Here is a 17,714-nt window from a genome sequence, read left to right as displayed (position 1 = left end):
TAGCCTATTCTCTAAAAAAGGACGGACTCTTCTGTCCGTCCCTGTCAGCTGATATTATATGATCAGATAAAACCGCCGTCTACAATTACCCAGTCTCCGTCTACCTTAGCGACTGTAAACGTTGTTTTATTTTCATCTTCATCGTCGTCGCCCTTGATCTTCATTTCGACCTTTACCTTATAACCCTTTGTTACCTCAACGTCGGCATCGTATTTATCCTCAAGGTCTTTTCTTATATCCTTGAGCTTGCCGTCGGAAAGCTTTGTTTTCTTTTCAACGCTGTATGAAAGCTTTATATCGTCACCGTATTCTTCCTCAAAAAACTTAAGTGTCGTGTCGATAGTATCCTCAAAATATTCCTCAACGTTGTCGTATTTGTCTGATTTATCTATGTACTCTTCCTCATAGTAATCGACCTCGCATTTGGGCAGAGCCTTTACTATCAGCGAACCGTCAGCCTTTTCCATTCCCTTCAGCATATTTGTGATCGGCTTTTTGTATGCGCCTCCGAACAGCAGATTGCAGATAAGAACGATTATAAGAATAGCAACGACCGCAATACAGCCTAACGCGATAAGCGTACCCTTATTCGGATTTGTTTTCAGTCCCTTGATATTCTCCATTGAAAGCGAATCCTTTACAGCGTCTACATTGACCTTATCCATAATACCGCTGAAAGAGTTTTTACCCGCCTCTACGGCAGCTGCCGTATTTTCAGCCTGCTTCGGCTGCTCCTGCTGTGCCGCTCCGCAGCTTGTGCAGAATGTTGCGCTGTCGTCAAGCTGAGCGCCGCAGGTAGTACAGAATTTTGACATAAAACGTTTCCTCCCGTTAATTTTTCATATTGACTAAAATACATTCTAATATTATAATAGTACCCTAATTTAATGCTTTTGTCAATAGTTTTTTCAATAAAAAGCTATATAAATATTAACAAATTCCATGATTTTTATTTAGTTATATCACATAAAAATACAGGCTCTTAAAGCGGCTTTTTTGTCATCTGACCTTTGTTCCGCGGATATTTCTCTGGAGACGCCTTGACTTTTCTGATTATGATAAGACATCTCTTATCACCGTTGGGAAGCGAATATTCCCTGCAAAGTTCGGTCTTTCCTCCAAGTATCCTTACGGCGTTTTCAGAAGCTTCAAGCTCCTTCCTTCCGTCAGCGCCCTTCAGCGCCGCAAAAACTCCTCCTGTCTTAACAAACGGCATACAGTATTCACAGAGCAAAGAAAGATCAGCTACCGCTCTGGCAGTTGCAATATCGAAATTTTCACGGTATTCAGGCTTTCTTCCAAGCTCCTCCGCTCTTCCGTGTATGCATTCGGCGGACAATTCAAGCTTATCTGAAAGTTCAGAGAGAAATTTAATTCGCTTATTCAGACTGTCAAGCAGCGTAAGCTTTATATCCTCCCTGAAGATCTTCAGCGGACAGGAGGGAAATCCTGCTCCCGTTCCTACGTCTATTACCTCCGCCCCTGACGGAACGTCAAAAAGCGTAAACGGATAAACGCTGTCGAAAAAGTGCTTTAGTGCGATCCCCTCAGGATCGGTTATAGCTGTGAGGTTGATTTTTTCATTCCACTCGGTCAGCATGGCTGAATATACCGAAAGCTTTTTATACTGCTCATCGCTTACTCCGATGTGGTATTCTCCGAAAAGCCTGTCAAGCTCCGGTTTTGATATAAGCATTTAAGTTTCTCCTCTTTAAGTTCATTGCAGAAAATCGCTCATTACAGAATAATCCTGCTTTTTTCAAGACGTCCTATAATATTCCGCAAATATAGCCGCATAAAACTCGGGCGGCTTAAATATTGATTACCTCTGTCCTCTCTGCGACAGCCAAATCAGCAGAACGTTTACGTCGGCGGGATTTACTCCCGAAATTCTGCTTGCCTGTCCTACGCTTAGGGGCTTTATCCTATTGAGCTTTTCCGCCGCCTCAAGCCTCAGCCCCCTTATCTGGGAATAATCTGCGTCGGCAGGCAACGCCTTTGATTCAAGCTTTCGCATAGCCTCGACCTGCTCGAGCTGAATTTTTATGTAGCCGTCATACTTGATCTGAAGCTCGACCTGCTCCTGTACCTGCCCGTCAAGCTGAGGACGCTCAGGATCAAACGGCGCAAGCCTTTTATAGCAAACCTGCGGACGCCTCAAAAGCTGTGAAAGCTTGATTCCTGTTGAAAGCGGCTCGGTCCCTGCGGCTTCAAGATAAGCGTTAAGCTCGGCGGAGGGCGCAAGATTAACGTGTGAAATACGCTTTATTTCTCGGTCGATCTGACGTTCCTTTTCTAGCAGAGCGTTATATCTTTCGTCAGAAATAAGTCCTGTTCTATGACCGATCGGAGTAAGCCTTATGTCTGCATTATCCTGCCGCAGAAGCAGTCTGTATTCGCTTCTGGAGGTCATCATGCGGTAAGGATCGGAACAGCCCTTTGTTACAAGATCGTCTATAAGTGTTCCGGTATAGGAGGACGCCCGGTCTAAAATAAGCGGCTCTTCCCCCTTAATCTTCAAAGCGGCGTTTATTCCTGCGATAAGTCCCTGCGCCGCCGCCTCCTCATAGCCTGATGTACCGTTGAACTGCCCCGCTCCGTAAAGTCCCGAAACGTTTTTGAATTCAAGGGTAGGGAGCAGCTGGGTAGGATCGCAGCAGTCGTATTCTATTGCATATGCGTTCCTCATTATCTCAACATTTTCAAGTCCTTTTATCGTTCTCAGGAATTTAAGCTGTACCCACTCGGGCAGGGAGGAGCTCATTCCCTGGAGATAATATTCGTCCGTATCAAGTCCCATCGGCTCAATAAAAAGCTGATGGCGGAGCTTGTCGGGGAACCTCATTATCTTGTCCTCGATAGACGGGCAGTATCTAGGGCCTACTGCGTTTATCCTGCCTGAATAAATAGGTGATAAATGAATATTCTCCCTAATTATACGGTGAGTTTCATCATTGGTATAGGCTACATAGCAGGCGACCTTGTTTTCAAGCCTGCCGCAGCTGTCAAAGGCAAACGGAACTATTTCCTCATCGCCGTCCTGCCTTTCGAGAGCGTCAAAATCAATTGATCTCTTATGTACTCTTGCAGGAGTGCCGGTTTTGAATCTTCTCAGGCTTATACCAAGCTCCTTTAAGGAACCCGAAAGAAACTGAGCCGGAAGAACCGAATCAGGCCCGCTGGGGTAGGATACCGCCCCGACGTGTATCTCTCCGTTAAGATATGTGCCGCTGGCGATAATTACCGCCTTTGCGCTGTATTCCGTGCCAAGTCTGGTTACAACGCCGGTTACCCTGCCGTTTTCAGCGGTTATTCCGCATATTTCGTCCTGCTTTATCCTCAGGTTTTCACATTGCTCCAGAGCTTGCTTCATATAGGTGTGATATTTTACCCTGTCCGCCTGAACCCTCAGACTGTGTACTGCCGGGCCTTTCCCCCTGTTGAGCATTCTGCTCTGCAAAAACGTAGCGTCGGCGGCTCTTCCCATTTCTCCTCCGAGGGCGTCGATCTCCCGAACAAGATGCCCCTTTGCAGTACCGCCGATAGACGGATTGCATGGCATATTCGCGATACCGTCAAGCGTAATGGTAAAAACCGCAGTTTTAAGACCAAGACGCGCCGCCGCCAGCGCCGCCTCACAGCCAGCATGACCTGCTCCGACTATTATAATATCAAAATTTTCAGTAATCAAATTCAGAAACCTCTTTTCATATATGCGCAATTACCTTAGGACAAGAGTTTTTGATGATCTTCGTTCACCCGATCATACACCCTTACGTGCAGAATCAACATGATTTCCTGCGGTCTTATCTTTCCCTATTAGAAAGGACTTTCAGTGCAATATCGTAACACTTACTAACTATATAATTATAATAAACCTCCCCTCACGGGGAGGAACACGAACCTTCTTGACCCGCAAAGCACAGCGGGAAGGGATATCTGTCCGTTCGGCGTCAGGACTATTTGCCTACGCAGAATTTTGAGAATACTTCGTCTACAACAGCCTCTGTAACTTTTTCTCCTGTCAGCTCCATAAGCGACTGAGCAGCGTAATCTATCATTACCGTAACAGCGTCAAGAGTTTCACCTATGTTAAGGCTGTCAAGCGCAAGCCTGAGATTTTTAAGCGCCTTCTCCGCACAGTTTTTCTGCCGCTCATTTGCAAAAACCGTTGAATCCGGGTCGTAGCCGCCGAGCGAGAAGATATCCTCACAGGCTTTTTTTATTTTTTCCGTCCCCTCGCCCTGCTTCGCGGAAATTTCAAATATATATTTGGTGTATTTTTCAAAAACCGACTTGTCAGCCGCCGTGCCTAAATCGCTTTTGTTAAGCGCGGCAACCAGACGCTTGCCGCGGCTGTGAACGTAATCGAGAAGCTCTATATCCTCTCCGTCAAGAGGCTCCGACGTGTCAAAGACCGCAATTACCAAAGCGCATTCGTCGATCCGCTTTCTTGCAAGACCTACGCCCATTTTCTCAACAGTATCGTCGGTCTCCCTTATACCGGCAGTATCCGAAAGCTTCAGCATAAATTCTCCCAGCCGTGCGGTTTCTTCAATAACATCTCTCGTCGTTCCTGCAATGTCTGTTACTATCGAGCGGTCGTACCCGAGAAGAAGATTCATAAGCGTTGACTTGCCTACATTGGGCTTTCCTGCAATGACCGTGTCAATTCCGTTTCGCAGTATCATTCCGCAGTCGTAATCTCTGAGTATCTTTTCAAGTACCCCTATAGAATTTTCAAGGTCTGCCCTAAGAGCGTTCTCTTCTATTTCCGGCAGCTCCTCCTCCGGATAATCGACCCATGCCGCAAGCTCTCCCAGTATCTTTACAAGCCTGTCTTTTACTCCTGAAATATCCCTGAAAAGCCTGCCCTCCCTTGTAAGCCTTGCCGACCGCAGAGTATATTCCCCCTGAGCCGAGATCATGTCCATAACCGATTCCGCCTGAGTAAGCGAAAGCTTTCCGTTGAGAAATGCCCTTTTGGTAAATTCGCCCCTTTCAGCAGGCTCACACCCGTTTTCAAGACATAAACGCATTACTTTTTTGGTAATATATATTCCCCCGTGACAGGAAATTTCAGCCGTATCCTCACCTGTGTAAGACTTAGGCGAACGGAATACCGTCAGCAGTGCGTCGTCAGAAGTTTCTCCCGTCGAAGGATCAATAATTCTGCCGTATGCGCAGGTATAGCCCTTCATTTCCCTTACACTGCCGAAAGCCGAAAAAGGCGCAAAGACCCTCTCTGCAACCTCAAGAGCCTTTTCGCCGCTTATTCTTATGACCGAGATCCCGCCCTCCGCCAAGGGAGTCGAAACTGCACATACCGTCGACATAAAACCACCTTATAATTTTACATTCATTTTTAATATCACAGGACAAGCTTAATTAGCTTACCCATTATAACCGTATCAGAATAGATCACCCAAAAAGCCGCCGCGGCATAATCTCCCCCTATTCGAGCGGCGTCAGGAGCGATCACGCGAATTGCGCTGTCTGCGCTAAGACCTGCGCTAAGACGCCTTTTCAAAGAAAGTGTTTATCTTCTCAAGCAGCTCAGTGTTGCATTTGTTGGCTTTTTCCTTGTCTGCACCGTCATAAAACTCCTGCTGAACCTCACCGGGGATCTTTTTTCCGTACCTTTCCTTCAGCTTCTCATAGTCCTTTTCAAGCTCATTCTTGTATTCCGCGGCCTCAGGTGACTGGAAAATTGAATTGTGTCCGTCGTTTGCTCCGCTTACCGTGTAATATTCAACGTTGGGATTGGTTATCTCCGCCTTCTTGGAAATGATCGACGACCTGCCGTAGCCTATGAGCTCATCGTCCTCTCCGTGAACGATAAGTACAGGTATCCCGCTTTTGTTTATTCCGTCAATTGCCGAAAGATTCGAGTATTCTCCGAACGCCGCCTTGCAGTCAAGCCAGATAAACGGATACAAAAGCTTTGAAGCTCCTCCTATCATACCGTCTGTAAACTCCATTATCATCTCCATCGGATAGGCATATCCCGCTATACTTGCTGAAGCTGTGACGTCGTGGTCAAAATTAAGACCTGCCGTAACCGCATATCCTCCCCAGCTGTGACCGTAAAGATATTTTTTCATACCCGAAAGGCTATTATCCTGCTCAATATACGTCAGCGCAGCGTCAAGATCAAGCGCCGACTGCGGCAGTCCCTTAGTTCCCTCTCCCTCGCTCTCACAGCTTCCGGTGCAGTCGTAAGCAAATACCCTCCAGCCATGCTCTGTAAACCAGACTATTTCGTTTATATACCCCTCGTGACCTCCGCCGATACCGTGAGAAACAACAATAAGTCCCTTGTCGTTGTCCCCTCCGTATATATAGCCTCTGAGAGTGTTTTTCCCCGACCTGAAGCTTACCGGAGTTCTCGGATATCCGTCCTCATAATGACTGTAACGGTAGGAAACTGAATATTCCGAATATTCGCCTCTGGAAAAATTCTGTTTAAGCAGAACGTGAACCGTTATCATTACCGCAAGGCACAGGACAAGCAAACCTGCCGCAGCCGAAATAATAACCGTTTTCTTAATGCTTCTCTTTCTTTCACTTCTGCCCATAAAAGCTCCTTATCTTTACATTTATATTTACGAACAAAGCGTATAGTTACCGCCGTCAGCTTTTGCCGCCGTACTTTCCGCCGCCCCAAATCTAAACCCGTCTTAATCGACAGCTATCAGGTCTTTTCCGCCCATGTACATTCTGAGAGCTTCCGGTATCCTTACCGAGCCGTCCTCATTGAGATTGTTCTCAAGAAATGCGATAAGCATTCTCGGCGGCGCAACAACGGTATTGTTAAGCGTGTGAGCAAAATACTTTGAACCATCCTCTGCCTTTATCCTTATGCCGAGCCGTCTTGCCTGAGCGTCGCCCAGATTGGAGCATGAGCCGACCTCAAAATACTTCTTCTGACGAGGACTCCAGGCTTCAACGTCGCAGCTCTTTACCTTAAGATCCGCAAGATCTCCGGAGCAGCACTCAAGCGTCCTTACTGGAATATCCAGCGAACGGAAGAAATCAACACTGTTTTTCCAAAGCCTGTCGTACCATTCCTTGCTTTCCTCAGGCTTGCATACTACTATCATTTCCTGCTTTTCAAACTGATGTATCCTGTAAACGCCTCTCTCCTCAATACCGTGAGCGCCTACTTCTTTTCTGAAACAGGGGCTGTAGCTTGTAAGCGTTTTGGGCAGCTCGCTTTCAGGTGTAATAGTGTCAATGAACTTGCCTATCATTGAATGCTCGGAAGTACCAATAAGATAAAGGTCCTCCCCCTCTATCTTGTACATCATATTTTCCATCTCCGCAAAGCTCATTACGCCCGTAACAACGTCGGAGCGGATCATAAACGGAGGAATGTAATAGGTAAATCCCCTGTCGATCATGAAATCTCTGGCGTAGGACAGAATTGCAGAGTGAAGTCTTGCAATATCGCCGCAGAGATAATAAAAGCCGTTTCCGCTGGTCTTTCTTGCGGAATCAAGATCAATTCCGCTGAGCTTCTCCATAATGTCTACATGATACGGCACCTCAAAGTTCGGAACAAACGGCTCTCCGAATCTTTCCAGCTCAACGTTTTCGCTGTCGTCCTTTCCGATAGGAACAGACGGGTCTATAATATTCGGAATGACCAGCATTCTCTTTCTGATTTCGCCCTCAAGCTCAGCTTCCTTTACCTCAAGCGCCGCAAGCTCGTCGCCGATAGCCTTTACCTCAGCCTTGACCTTTTCAGCCTCGTCCCTCTGACCCTTCGCCATCAGACCTCCGATCTGCTTGCTCATGGTATTTCTTTTTGATCTCAATTCATCACAGCGGGTCTTTGTTGAACGATATTCCTTATCCATTTCAACAACCTCGTCAACCAGCACAAGCTTATCGTCCTGAAATTTCTTCTTGATATTCTCCTTAACCAATTCGGGATCGGTTCTTAAAAGTTTCATATCCAGCATATTGATCTACTCCTTAAATATTTAAATATCTTTTTAATTATATTACATTTCCCTGCAATAGTCAAGTATTGCCGACTATGTGAAGCCTGACGATTGAAATTTGAATTTTATATAAATAATTTGTTGACAACAAGACAACTTTATGATAAACTTAGATAAAACTTAGTTAAAGGAGAATTAATATGTTAAATATCAAAAAACGCTTGCTTTCTGTTCTTTCAGCTGCGGCTCTGGCTGTAACTCCGGCTTGCCTGATGAACGCTTCCGCCGCTGAGGGTGCGGACGTTACCGTTAAGCTGGGATCGGCAGAAGACCTCGTGCAATTTAAAACCGCTTGGGATAACGGCGATTACGCTGCCGACAGCCTGACGGTAGAGCTGACCGACAATATTGATATGACCGGCATTGAATGGACAGGCATGTACAAATTCAAAGGCATCTTTGACGGCAATGGCTATACTATCTCAAATATGTCCATCACAAGCTCCGACATTCAAGATCCGGACTACAGTAAAACCGCAAACCTGGGATTTTTCAATACCATAGCCGGCGGAACAGTCAGAAACATTACCTTTGACCACTGCACCGTAAGTGAATCTGAAAACACCAGCAACGGCTTTGTCGGAATTATCGCCGGACGGGACGAAACCGAAAGCGTTACCCTTGAAAACTGTCATGTCACCAACTGCGAGGTTTCAGTAAACTCTTGGTTTGTAGGCGGCCTGATCGGTGAGATCGGAGATATTCCGTATGCCGGTTCTGCTACTCCCACACATACTATTAAAAACTGCTCTGTAACGGATACGACAGTAAAAGGCAGCATTGACACAAACGATTATGTCGGACAAATCGGCGGTCTTGTCGGAGGAGCGTATTCCACCGAGTTTATTGACTGCTACAGCAATGCCAACGTTCAGGGCAGCTGTGCGGTCGGAGGCTTAACAGGCTACCTCAGAGCCTGCCGGCTTATAAACTGCGGCTCCGAAGCAAATATCACTTCTACTCACCACAGCGGAGGAATAGCGGGAGGCGCTTTGGTAAGCGAAATAATAAACTGTTATTCTGGTGCTACTGTCAATGGAACCTTTAATCTGGGCGGTATCGTCGGAAGTATGTCCGGCAAGGAAGGCGAAGGCAGCGGCTTTGCAAACGGCTCCAATGTGTTCAGAATTTCAAACTGTATTTCTACGGCGGCTATAGAATCAGCTGAAAACAGCGGCGGTTCAAGCTGCTCAGGCCTGCTTGCGGGAACGATAAACACCGACATCGGTACTTATCTGATCGAAAACGCTTTCTGCGACAGCAATTCATCATTCAAAACCGTAAACAATGAAGCCCTGACTGCGGTAACCGGAACAGAGATTGACTGTATATCTGATTTTACCGATTACGAAAAGCTTAGATCTATTTTGGATACTCTTAACAGCTATAAATATGAAATAAATGAAGCTGAGCTTTCCAAATGGGCGATAAAATCAGACGGAAGCCTGTCCTTCGCTTCTTATGCCGTAACCTTTGTTGATGAAAATGACAATGTTCTCGGCGTAGTTTATGTAGCCGAAGGTGACAGCTTCAACTCGGAAGCCGCTCCTGAAATTCCCGAAAAGGAAGGCTTTACAGGAGCATGGGACACTGATCTCAGCGCTGTTTCCGAAAGCTGTACAGTAAAAGCGGTTTATACTGAGATTCCTGACGAAAGCTCCGATGAAAGCTCAGACATATCATCAGACGAAAGTTCTGATACGACCTCAGACCTATCATCTTACGAAAGCTCAGAAGCAGATCAGAACAGCAATTCCGATACCAGCCTGTCCGATGAAGACAGCGTTTCCTCAGTATCGGACAGCAATACCGAAGCAAAGGATTCATCAAAGGCTGACTCTTCCGACAGTAACCCCTCCACAGGAGCGGCTGCGGCAGGAGCGGCGGCTGTTCTCCTTGTCGGCGCAGTAGCGGCTGTACTGAAAAGAAAGGCATAAATTTAAACTTAACCGAATATAAAAACAAGGGCGGATCGATTTAGGTCGAAGTAGTCAATAGTAGTAAACACAAAAAACTGCCAGTTCAATTCAGAATTGAACTGGCGGTTTTTTGTTTATGTTATTTTACTATGTTCCGCCTTTAACTACCTAATTATCCTTGCCGCTTTCCATACTTTCCTAAACCTAATCGGAAATACTGCTTTGTGTGCTTCGGCTTTTATCATTATCGGACGATAGTGTGTTTTCAGAATTTTTGCAGGCTGTTAAATTAGAAGCCAAAAAGGCAGCCGCCATAAATAATACAAGTTTTCTTTTCATAATACCTCCATCTAATATATTATATCATTTAGATTTATAAATTAACTTGATTTATTTAAATCCATAGACTTAAATTATCAATTTTACCATCAACACAATTATATATCTTTTCTGGATCAGCAGTTGTTATATCGCTAAATGGTTCATCTTGATTATATAAATCAGATCCTTTAATAATAGTTTTGTACAAATCTTTCATGAATTGTTGTTCATCAGCCATTTTTACCACCTATTATCCTTTCATATTCTCAAAATCAATACTTATAGTAAGAAGCTCATTAGAAATATTATCGTACCATAGATATATCTTTTGACCTTCTTCATTTCCATAATAAATTGCAGTATCATAATTACTTTCACTATGCTTTTGTTCAATCTCATCAGGTTTTCCCCAAATCAAATATACTTTATCCATTGAAATTCCTTCGGTTATTCCCTGGATATTTGGTTCTGTTAATGATGTAACAGCACTTACTATACAATCATTATTATATGTTTTAACATTAACCTTTTTAACTTTTGCTGAAAACAGCCATAAATCCTGGCTTTGAGTATGATCCACCTTAAATTCAAGGTAATCTCCGGCTGTATTATAAAATGGATTCTCCTCAAAAATAAAATCATTACCTAATGTACGTTCAGAAAAAGGATACTCTATCTTAATTCCGTTAATATAGAAGTTATCCATTGCCGTATCCCAATCAAACTCGCCCTTTGCCTCTGCAATCGAAACAATATCACTTTCCGTACTTTCCGAAACCGATTCAGAAATACTGCTTTGTGTGCTTCGGCTTTTATCATTATCGGACGATAATGTGTTTTCAGAATTTTTGCAGGCTGTTAAATTAGAAGCCAAAAAGGCAGCCGCCATAAATAATACAAGTTTTCTTTTCATAATACCTCCACCTAATATAGTTATAAAAATTATTATTAATACACCTATTGAGATTTAATAACATTCTGAAAACATACCTTAAACATGATCACTGAAACTTGTTTGCTTTGCCTGACACTCTTTTTTGCCGCGGCACAAAATTTCCCCTCCGCACAAACGAGCGACGCCAAGAGCGATTATGCGAATTGCGCCGTCTGCGCTAAGACCTTTTTATGCTTAGTTTTTTGCAATCTATTGCCGCAGCATATAAGTACCCACCAGCACAAACGAGCGACGTCAGGAGCGATTATGCGAATTGCACCGTCTGCGCTAAGACTAGGACTTTTTATTTTAATTTTTTACAAACCATTGCCGCAGCATATAAGTACCCACCAGCACAAACGAGCGACGTCAGGAGCGATTATGCGAATTGCGCCGTCTGCGCTAAAACCTTTTTATTTTTAGTATTTTACAAACCATTGCCGCGGCACAAAATTTCCCTCCACACAAACGAGCGACCCCAGGAGCAATCACGCGAATTGCGCCGTCTGCGCTAAGACCTAGGACTTGTGAGATATTCTTTTTAAAAAGTCTGCAAACATTTCGTCGCTGCCGAATTCCATATCCATTATAATTACTCCCGTCTTTGTGCGCTTGAAATCGGGAGCTATACCGTATTCGCTGTAAATTGCCGTCCTTGCCTCTAAAAGCATTTTTTCGTCAGGGTCGCCGAATACTACCTTCTTTATCCTGCCGCCTGAAGCCTTGCGTGAATTTCTTTCCTCAGCCTCACGCTTGTAGCCGCCGCCCAGTACCTTTTCAACGTGCTGCGTAAAATCCCTTACTGACATATTGTCGTTCTGCGCCTGAAGCATTAATATCCTCTGCTGCTCAGGATTCTCAACTCCGCACAGAACCTTTGCGTGACCTGCGGAGATCTGCTTGCTTGAAACCGCCTCCTGAACCTCAGGAATAAGATTAAGAAGCCTCATTGAGTTAGAAACCGCCGCCCTCGATTTCCCCACTATACGGGCAATATCCTCCTGCTTCATTCCAAATTCATCAGAAAGCCGCCTGTAAGCCTTGGCCTCCTCAATAGGATTCAGATCCTCCCTCTGGATATTCTCGATCAAAGCTATCTGAGCCGCCTCCAGCTCCGTAAGCTCCCTTATAAGCGCGGGTATCTCGCTCAGTCCGGCTATTCTAGCCGCCCTCCAACGCCGCTCTCCGGCAACTATCATGTACCTGTCCTCGCCAAAAGGACGCACCAGTATCGGCTGTAAAACTCCGTGCTGTCTGATATTTTCCGCCAGCTCGTTAAGCCTCTCCTCGTCAAAATCCGATCTCGGCTGATTCCTGTCAGGCTCTATAAGCGAAATTCGTATTTCCCTTACGCCGGAATTTTTTCCTTCCCCGGAAGCTTCTCCGCTTTCGCTGAAATTGTCCTCAAATAACGAATCCAAGCCGTTTTTCAACCTTTCCTTTTTTGCCATTTTTATTAACCTCCGTATTCTTTCATGTCTGCTAATTTTTACATTAAATAATATTTACTGCGCCGCTTAGGAAAAACCCGAACTCTGCACATATAATCACAAGGACGAACTGCGCTCATTCGACATCCCTGAATAAACCCGTCTAACATTCTTTTCCCCATTATTTATATCTTCCCGCCTCTGCGCCATAAAATCGACCTTCCGCACCTTCGAGCGACACCAAGAGAGATCACGCGACTTGCCTCGTCTGCGCCAGAACATTCTTTGAAAGTATCTTTGACTTGCCATAGCCGCGGCTCAAAATTTCCCGCCCGCAGAAACGAGCGACACCAATAGCGATTACGCGACTTGCCCCGTCTGCGCCAGAACATTCTTTGAAAGTATCTTTGACTTGCCATAACCGCGGCACAAAATTTCCCGCCCGCAGAAACGAGCGACGCCAGAAGCGATCACGCAACTTGCCCCGTCCGCGCTAAGACCTAGGACTTTTTATTTTTAATTTTTTACAAACCATTGCCGCGGCACAAAATTTTCCTCCACACAAACGAGCGACACCAGGAGCGATTACGCGACTTGCGCCGTCCGCGCTAGGACCGCCGTCTGCGCTAGGACTTGTATATCCTTACGCTTATTGGAGGGCAGTTGGGGCGGTTTGTAAACTCACTGACTATTACCGTAAATTCTCCTACAGGAAGCTTTGAAATATAGTTGAGCACTGCGTCCTTTTCTTCAAAACCTGTGTCCCTGCCGTAATATATTGAAAGGCTAATAACCCCTCCCGATTTCAGAAGCTTCAGGCATTTTTCTATTGCCGTTATCGTCGAAGCCGTCTGAGTGTGAACTGAGTGATCTCCGCCGGGAAGCCAGCCGAGATTAAATACCGCAGCAGCTGCTTCTCCCTCGCCTATATATCGGTCTGCAAATTCATGACTGCCGTGAATTACACAGGCAATGTCCGTGAATCCCCTTTCTTCAAGAAGCATTCTTGTGCTTTCAACAGCTTCCTGCTGAATATCAAAGCTGTAAACCTTCCCGCTTTCTCCTACAAGCGAGCAGAGAAATGCCGTGTCGTTTCCCCGCCCCGCTGTGCAGTCTATACAAATATCTCCGGGTTTGACCTGTGCTGCTAAAAATTCGTGAGCAAGCTGAACCGCTCCGAATGTGCTTGCCATTTTCATTTCCCCTTTTTCTGAAATGTTCCACGTGGAACATTTTAATTCATGCTTGATTTCCATGCACATAAGCGTATTTTCTGCAATACTAACTCTTTTGTGTAACTATTGTCTTTCCGAGCCGTTATTTTTACGCTTTTTATACACTATAATTTCCGCTTCACAGCCGCCGTCGCCGTATTCGCATACCAAAAGATAATTTTCATCTGCGGTCAGTCCGTAGCACCTGCTGCTGTTTTTCTTGCAGATCTGATTACCTAGATAAACTCTGCTGTCGTCCCAGAATTTGACTGTCTGTCCTCCCGGAAGCGTGTATTCAAGATTTATATATGAGCCTTTCAGCGCATTAAGATCTGTAACCTCTTCCATATCCTCTATCCCAAGCGAGTTAAATTCCTCGATCAGCTGCTTTTTAAGCCTGCATTTACCATCAAAGCATTTTCCGCGGCAATGCTCACTTTCTCCGTTTTTACAGCATTGGGCAATAATACACTTGCCGCCGAACGGCCTTCCGTTCGTTTCAGAACAGCCTTTGCAGGAATCCTTCAGTTCGCAATTTCCGCAGTCTAAGCCGCATATTGAAATGTTCATTATGTATTTCTCCTTTTCCATGCCTTATCCGGCATTTTCTCTTGCTTTTTTCAGTTGTTTGCTAAGACGAAACACTTTCCTTATTAAAATGTTCCACGTGGAACATTTACCGTACCGTTATGTATTGCTCTAAATATTATTTTTTATTATTTCTTTTGCAAGCGACTCATACGCCTTTGAGCCTTTGGACTTTTTGTCGTAATAAAGTGCAGGCTGTCCGAAGCTTGGAGCTTCCGAAAGCGCTATATTCCGTGGGATAACCGTTTTGAAAACGTGGTTTGAAAAATATTTTTTAACCTCCGCAACAATCTGTCCTGTTACCTTGTAACGCTCAACGAACATTGTAAATAGTATCCCCTCTATTTTTAAGTCTGGATTCCAGGTTTTCTTAACACGTTCTATAGTCTGGTTAAGCTCAACTAATCCCTCAAGTGAAAGAAATTCACACTGGAGCGGAATAAGCACTGTATCCGCCGCCACAAGTGCATTTATGGTCAGCATATCCAGTGTAGGAGGGCAGTCTATAAGTATAAAATCATAGAAATCCTTTGCTTCAAGCAGCTTTGAGCGCAAACGTCTTGCCCTGTCCTTTACAGAAACCAGCTCTACGGAAGCTCCGGAAAGCTTCTGAGTCGTGGGGACAACGGAGACCCCTCGAAATTCGGTGGCTACTGCCGCTTCAAAAACCGAGCAATCGTCCATTAGCACTTCATATACGGTATTCCGTATACTTTTCTTTTTTATTCCGTAGCTGGTAGTAGTATTGCCCTGTGGATCGAAATCAACTATAAGCACCTTTTTTCCTCTATTTCCGAAAACTGCGGCCAGATTTACTACCGTAGTTGATTTTCCTACTCCGCCTTTCTGATTCGATACGGCTATTATTTTTCCCATAGCTATTCTCCTTAAGTTTTACTTTTACTTTTATTATACTATATTTTTTGCGTTTTGAAAAGGGCTTTTTTTAGAATTAAAAAAAGTTCTGCGTAGAACATTTAATAAGCTATTGAGTCCGTAAATACTCAAACTTTTATTTTAAATAGTTTTTTATCAATTAAATTTGTAAGAGTAAAATGTTCCACGTGGAACATATAGATAATTTATGAATAATTAAATTATTGAACCATTATAATTGACACAACCACTATGCATTATGATTTGAAAACAATAAACAATTTATATTTTATTAAAATATGTATTGACAAACAAGTATAATTATGGTATATTTTAAAAGGAGGATATTGGTTAAATTAAACAAAATGAAAGGACTGATCTATATGAGGAAAATAGTAAGAGCTATGGTTTTATTTACGGCTGCTGCGGCTGCTTTTATGACTGTCTGCACACAGGTATATGCGGTAGGTGAGCCTTCGGTAATACCCGGAGATAATGCTCAGGTCAACGAAGCGGAATACTATGAATATTACAACAGTTTAAGCGATCAACAGAAAAAAATTGCAGAAGAAAAGGAATATCTTCTTTCCCACATGACTGAAGAAAATCCTAAAACCAGAGAACTTATCGGGTACTCTCTTCCCGGTTCTTTTACTATGTATCAGCAGGAAACGGATACATACTGCGGTCCTGCTTGTGTTAAAAGCGCCCTTATGTATATAAACGGTTCTTCTCCCTCTCAGACTATAATTAACCTCAGTATACATCAGGATTTTACAAAGGTACCCAATTATATGAACGGAAAGCAGAATCGATGTCTTTATATTTATAAAAGCTCGCCTACTGAAACTGATCTGGTCAACTGCATAAAAATGGACGTAGTCAATGATTCTGTTCCTGCGTTTTTAAGAATCGTATCAAATGAAAGTAACTGGAAATATGCAACCCCGGGGCATTGTATTCTGGCAAAAGGCGTAATTACATCAAATGCAGGCAGTTATATAGAAATTGCGGACCCTTGGGGCGGAAAAGATGCAAATGTGGACTGCTTTTATACAATCGCTTCATCGGTTGTTGACAGAGTTTGCAGAAGTATAGTTTATTAAGAACAGGGGTGAGCAATATGAAGAACCGAATTATGGCTCTATTTGCTTTAGCCGCATTAGCGCTTTCGGGCTGCTCTTTTGGAAATGCAAAGCCGGGCGACCCTGGTTACATTGGTGATAGCGGCTTAAAAGTAACAGAACCGGATCCGATATACACCGTTGACCCTATATACAATGCTGATAATGAGAAGATAGGGGAGATAGAATATTCATCACTGCTTTATCTTATAGACAGCAATATTATTTACTATAAAACAGTAAGAGTAAAAGACCGTAAAAACATTGATATTTATTCATATAATATAGAAAGCGGAGAATCTGAAAAGCTTGGAACTATCGAGAACTGGTCATTTTTAAACACAAACAATTCCGAGTATACGGACGGTCATTTATATATTCTTGCTACAACGGGCGAATACCTTTCTGAAGATAAAAGCGAACAGAGTATTTTCGATATTGATATAAACGGAAAGTCTATAGAAAAGATCTACTCGGTTTCAAATTCTTCTATTTACAATATTATGACGGTCAGCGGAGGAAAAGCCTATATAGGAGTATGCGACGATATAGGTACCTCGGTTATAGAAGCTTTTGATTTAAAAACCAAGGAACAGCAGATCCTACCGCCGTCTTTTAAATATGATCCGAACTTAAAAACAGGCGAAACAATAAGGTATATTACCTCTGACGAGGAAAATATTTATCTTTTGCGGGTCAAACGTGCGTCAGACATGACGGTCGATATTTACATTGATACTTATGATAAGACCTTTAATTTTATCGGTTCAAAAGAATTTTTCCCTGATCTCGGCTACGAATTTGAGCTGCCGCAGGATTTTAACCTCCTTATGCAGGAGCGTTTCGCTGTTGTTTACTACTTCAGAATTATCGGCGGCTACGCCTATTACGAAAACAGGGGAATGCTTCAATGCTTACAGAAGCTTAAGGACGGGGAATATATTTCTGTTCTTAAATCTCCACGTTTTAAATGGATAACCAATTGCTCCGAAGGAAGGTTTAATTTTATCTCCGACGTAAATAGGGACAAAGCCAAAAAGGAAAGTGAAAATATTATTTACTCAATTGAAGCAGACGGAAGTATAAAAAAAGCAAGCTTATGTACTGACGATAAAAGGTACGGCTTTACATATGCAATGTGCAATTCAACGGGAGATGTGCTTGCGGATCTTGCTAACGAATATACCGAAAGCGGCGAGGAAACTGATCACAGGCTTTATTATTTTAAAAATTCCGAGCTTGAGTTTTCCGAAATAAGCTGAATAGAAGAATCTAAAATACGGACGCTGCTGAGCTGCT

The 17,714-nt window shown here is 43.7% G+C and carries 17 protein-coding genes; 3 read left to right on the top strand and 14 right to left on the bottom strand.

Features of this window, described 5'->3' with window-relative positions; all coding sequences use genetic code 11:
- Positions 1–62: 62 nt before the first annotated feature.
- From ACYQ0H_RS00990 to serS, 7 genes are all read right to left on the bottom strand, one after another.
- On the bottom strand, positions 63–815 hold the full coding sequence (locus ACYQ0H_RS00990) for a zinc-ribbon domain-containing protein (protein WP_459810963.1): 753 nt from the start codon (positions 813–815) through the stop codon (positions 63–65).
- Between the two features lie 167 nt (positions 816–982).
- Positions 983–1,696: a 16S rRNA (guanine(527)-N(7))-methyltransferase RsmG gene (gene rsmG, locus ACYQ0H_RS00985; protein WP_459810962.1), complete on the bottom strand. Its 714-nt coding sequence runs from the start codon at positions 1,694–1,696 to the stop codon at positions 983–985.
- Between the two features lie 126 nt (positions 1,697–1,822).
- Positions 1,823–3,697: a tRNA uridine-5-carboxymethylaminomethyl(34) synthesis enzyme MnmG gene (gene mnmG / locus ACYQ0H_RS00980; RefSeq protein ID WP_459811222.1), complete on the bottom strand. Its 1,875-nt coding sequence runs from the start codon at positions 3,695–3,697 to the stop codon at positions 1,823–1,825.
- 262 nt (positions 3,698–3,959) lie between these two features.
- Positions 3,960–5,336 carry a tRNA uridine-5-carboxymethylaminomethyl(34) synthesis GTPase MnmE gene (gene mnmE / locus ACYQ0H_RS00975; RefSeq protein ID WP_459810961.1) on the bottom strand — a complete coding sequence of 459 codons (1,377 nt, stop codon included), beginning with the start codon at positions 5,334–5,336 and terminating at the stop codon, positions 3,960–3,962.
- Positions 5,337–5,371: 35 nt separating this feature from the next.
- Positions 5,372–5,530 (bottom strand): hypothetical protein, encoded by a 159-nt coding sequence (locus ACYQ0H_RS00970; protein ID WP_459810960.1) that lies wholly within the window; start codon positions 5,528–5,530, stop codon positions 5,372–5,374.
- Complete coding sequence (locus tag ACYQ0H_RS00965) at positions 5,514–6,578, bottom strand: alpha/beta hydrolase (RefSeq protein WP_459810959.1); 1,065 nt, start codon at positions 6,576–6,578, stop codon at positions 5,514–5,516. Before ACYQ0H_RS00965 ends, ACYQ0H_RS00970 begins: the two co-directional genes overlap by 17 nt.
- Positions 6,579–6,680: 102 nt before the next feature.
- The gene (gene serS, locus ACYQ0H_RS00960) at positions 6,681–7,967 is read right to left on the bottom strand and encodes a serine--tRNA ligase (RefSeq protein ID WP_459810958.1); all 1,287 of its coding nucleotides are present in this window, start codon (positions 7,965–7,967) and stop codon (positions 6,681–6,683) included.
- Positions 7,968–8,149: 182 nt separating this feature from the next.
- On the opposite strand from serS, the gene ACYQ0H_RS00955 reads away from it, so the two are divergent.
- Entirely contained in the window at positions 8,150–9,946 is a 1,797-nt protein-coding gene (locus ACYQ0H_RS00955) for a hypothetical protein (protein WP_459810957.1), read from the top strand.
- Between the two features lie 186 nt (positions 9,947–10,132).
- Here ACYQ0H_RS00955 and ACYQ0H_RS00950 read toward each other — a convergent pair whose 3' ends face one another.
- The 7 genes from ACYQ0H_RS00950 to ACYQ0H_RS00920 form a co-directional block, all read right to left on the bottom strand.
- Positions 10,133–10,267, bottom strand: a complete 135-nt coding sequence (locus tag ACYQ0H_RS00950) for a hypothetical protein (RefSeq protein ID WP_459810956.1) — start codon at positions 10,265–10,267, stop codon at positions 10,133–10,135.
- Between the two features lie 55 nt (positions 10,268–10,322).
- The gene (locus ACYQ0H_RS00945) at positions 10,323–10,487 is read right to left on the bottom strand and encodes a hypothetical protein (protein ID WP_459810955.1); all 165 of its coding nucleotides are present in this window, start codon (positions 10,485–10,487) and stop codon (positions 10,323–10,325) included.
- A gap of 12 nt (positions 10,488–10,499) precedes the next feature.
- On the bottom strand, positions 10,500–11,162 hold the full coding sequence (locus tag ACYQ0H_RS00940) for a hypothetical protein (RefSeq protein WP_459810954.1): 663 nt from the start codon (positions 11,160–11,162) through the stop codon (positions 10,500–10,502).
- 539 nt (positions 11,163–11,701) lie between these two features.
- Positions 11,702–12,634, bottom strand: coding sequence for a ParB/RepB/Spo0J family partition protein (locus tag ACYQ0H_RS00935; RefSeq protein WP_459810953.1), 933 nt, complete (start codon positions 12,632–12,634; stop codon positions 11,702–11,704).
- 605 nt (positions 12,635–13,239) lie between these two features.
- Entirely contained in the window at positions 13,240–13,806 is a 567-nt protein-coding gene (gene mnmM / locus ACYQ0H_RS00930; protein ID WP_459810952.1) for a tRNA 5-(aminomethyl)-2-thiouridylate-methyltransferase MnmM, read from the bottom strand.
- Between the two features lie 105 nt (positions 13,807–13,911).
- Positions 13,912–14,397, bottom strand: coding sequence for a DUF3795 domain-containing protein (locus ACYQ0H_RS00925; protein ID WP_459810951.1), 486 nt, complete (start codon positions 14,395–14,397; stop codon positions 13,912–13,914).
- A gap of 129 nt (positions 14,398–14,526) precedes the next feature.
- Positions 14,527–15,291: a ParA family protein gene (locus ACYQ0H_RS00920; RefSeq protein WP_459810950.1), complete on the bottom strand. Its 765-nt coding sequence runs from the start codon at positions 15,289–15,291 to the stop codon at positions 14,527–14,529.
- Between the two features lie 347 nt (positions 15,292–15,638).
- On the opposite strand from ACYQ0H_RS00920, the gene ACYQ0H_RS00915 reads away from it, so the two are divergent.
- Both ACYQ0H_RS00915 and ACYQ0H_RS00910 read left to right on the top strand, forming a co-directional pair.
- Positions 15,639–16,397 carry a C39 family peptidase gene (locus tag ACYQ0H_RS00915; RefSeq protein ID WP_459810949.1) on the top strand — a complete coding sequence of 253 codons (759 nt, stop codon included), beginning with the start codon at positions 15,639–15,641 and terminating at the stop codon, positions 16,395–16,397.
- A 17-nt stretch (positions 16,398–16,414) separates the two neighbouring features.
- Complete coding sequence (locus ACYQ0H_RS00910; protein WP_459810948.1) at positions 16,415–17,677, top strand: hypothetical protein; 1,263 nt, start codon at positions 16,415–16,417, stop codon at positions 17,675–17,677.
- The last annotated feature ends 37 nt before the right edge of the window (positions 17,678–17,714 follow it).

Source organism: Hominimerdicola intestinalis, assembly GCF_054655215.1.
The sequence above is the reverse complement of the archived record's forward strand: the minus strand, read 5'-3'. Positions and strand labels throughout refer to the sequence as shown.

Excerpts from the sequence above, each read along its gene's own strand:
- ACYQ0H_RS00990 (WP_459810963.1), bottom strand. The coding sequence starts at position 815 with ATGTCAAAATTCTGTACTACCTGCGGCGCTCAGCTTGACGACAGCGCA.
- rsmG (WP_459810962.1), bottom strand. The coding sequence starts at position 1,696 with ATGCTTATATCAAAACCGGAGCTTGACAGGCTTTTCGGAGAATACCAC.
- mnmE (WP_459810961.1), bottom strand. The coding sequence starts at position 5,336 with ATGTCGACGGTATGTGCAGTTTCGACTCCCTTGGCGGAGGGCGGGATC.
- ACYQ0H_RS00965 (WP_459810959.1), bottom strand. The coding sequence starts at position 6,578 with ATGGGCAGAAGTGAAAGAAAGAGAAGCATTAAGAAAACGGTTATTATT.
- serS (WP_459810958.1), bottom strand. The coding sequence starts at position 7,967 with ATGCTGGATATGAAACTTTTAAGAACCGATCCCGAATTGGTTAAGGAG.
- ACYQ0H_RS00955 (WP_459810957.1), top strand. The coding sequence starts at position 8,150 with ATGTTAAATATCAAAAAACGCTTGCTTTCTGTTCTTTCAGCTGCGGCT.
- ACYQ0H_RS00950 (WP_459810956.1), bottom strand. The coding sequence starts at position 10,267 with ATGAAAAGAAAACTTGTATTATTTATGGCGGCTGCCTTTTTGGCTTCT.
- ACYQ0H_RS00945 (WP_459810955.1), bottom strand. The coding sequence starts at position 10,487 with ATGGCTGATGAACAACAATTCATGAAAGATTTGTACAAAACTATTATT.
- ACYQ0H_RS00940 (WP_459810954.1), bottom strand. The coding sequence starts at position 11,162 with ATGAAAAGAAAACTTGTATTATTTATGGCGGCTGCCTTTTTGGCTTCT.
- ACYQ0H_RS00935 (WP_459810953.1), bottom strand. The coding sequence starts at position 12,634 with ATGGCAAAAAAGGAAAGGTTGAAAAACGGCTTGGATTCGTTATTTGAG.
- mnmM (WP_459810952.1), bottom strand. The coding sequence starts at position 13,806 with ATGGCAAGCACATTCGGAGCGGTTCAGCTTGCTCACGAATTTTTAGCA.
- ACYQ0H_RS00925 (WP_459810951.1), bottom strand. The coding sequence starts at position 14,397 with ATGAACATTTCAATATGCGGCTTAGACTGCGGAAATTGCGAACTGAAG.
- ACYQ0H_RS00920 (WP_459810950.1), bottom strand. The coding sequence starts at position 15,291 with ATGGGAAAAATAATAGCCGTATCGAATCAGAAAGGCGGAGTAGGAAAA.
- ACYQ0H_RS00910 (WP_459810948.1), top strand. The coding sequence starts at position 16,415 with ATGAAGAACCGAATTATGGCTCTATTTGCTTTAGCCGCATTAGCGCTT.